General features: G+C 68.7%; 2 protein-coding genes. Both read right to left on the bottom strand.

Translation table 11 applies throughout. The annotated features are described in order from the left end of the window. Positions 1-642 (bottom strand): phage minor head protein (locus EPD66_RS23815; protein WP_185961607.1); only part of this gene is annotated, 642 nt, incomplete at its 3' end. Continuing rightward, a partial coding sequence (locus EPD66_RS23810; protein WP_142851044.1) for a DUF935 family protein occupies positions 635-1,080 on the bottom strand: 446 nt, incomplete at its 5' end. The genes EPD66_RS23810 and EPD66_RS23815, both read right to left, overlap by 8 nt.

Genomic DNA, 1,080 nt, shown 5'->3' with positions numbered 1-1,080 from the left:
GATTTCCCGGCCGTCGGCGGTCCTGACGGCCCGTGCTTCCATATGGATCTCAGGCAAGGCCTCATCAGGAGTCACTGCATAGCCGTAGCGCGCCAGGTCGAGGTCGGTCAGGATCTGCACCGTGCAGCGGCAGAACCATCCATTGGGCGGATAATGCGTGCGCCAGAAGGGATGGTCGGCGGGCAGGATGATGCCATGCCAGGCCTTGTGCTGCGGCCTAGTCCGGCTGTCCATCACAGCGACATAGCGGAGATAGACCTGGCGGCCGCGCCGGCGCTGGATCTCGACCTGCCGGTTGATCTGCGCCCAGCGGCCGGCGGCATGGGCGGTGCGCAGATTGGTGTTGTAGATCACGCGCGTGCGCCAGCCTCGGCCGCCCTTGTAGGACCAGCCATGGGCGGCGACGATGCGGTCGAAATCCGCGCGGAATTCGGCCAGCGTGGTGCCCTGCTCCAGAGCCTTGCTGACCGCCTTGTGGAAGTCCTCGATCAGCTCGGCCTTCATCGCCCCGGCCACCACGAAGGCGCGGGCATGTTGGCCCTCGCGCAGGTCGGACCAGGCCCTGGTCGGCAGCCGGACCTTCTGGCGCATGAAGTCGATGGCTTCGCGATAGGGCTGGTCCTTCAGGCGGGCTTCAGGCATCCAGGATCTCCGCCCGGCCTTGCAGGTCGGCCAGCGCCAGGGCCTCGCCGAGCAACCCGGCAAGGCTGCCGGCATCGAGCCGGGGATAGAGGGCCAGCAGGCGCCCGTGCAGCTCTTCCAGCGACCCGACCTCGCCCAACAGCGCCTCGATCTGGCCGATCATCTCAGACATGGCCGGTTCGGCGATCTGCTCCAGCTGGTCGGTCAGATCGTCCAGCCCGTCGCGCCGCGCCTTGGCTTCGGCAAAGGCCAGCCCCGCCGGCCCGTGAACGGCAGCCTGCGGGCGCTCCCACTGGCCACCATAGGTATCTTCCACATGCTGCTGGGTCGGCCGCAGTCCCGTGGTGCGGGCGATGATTTCTTCGCGCGAGGCGCGGGCGTCCAGGTCTTCCTCGGCCTCGACGCGGCGCCAGACGCGCGGCACGGCGGCGCCGGGGA

The sequence above is a fragment of the Telmatospirillum sp. J64-1 genome, assembly GCF_006980715.1.
In the GTDB taxonomy this organism is placed as follows: domain Bacteria; phylum Pseudomonadota; class Alphaproteobacteria; order Rhodospirillales; family Magnetospirillaceae; genus Oleiliquidispirillum; species Oleiliquidispirillum nitrogeniifigens.
This window is presented reverse-complemented; position numbering and strand designations above follow the sequence as displayed.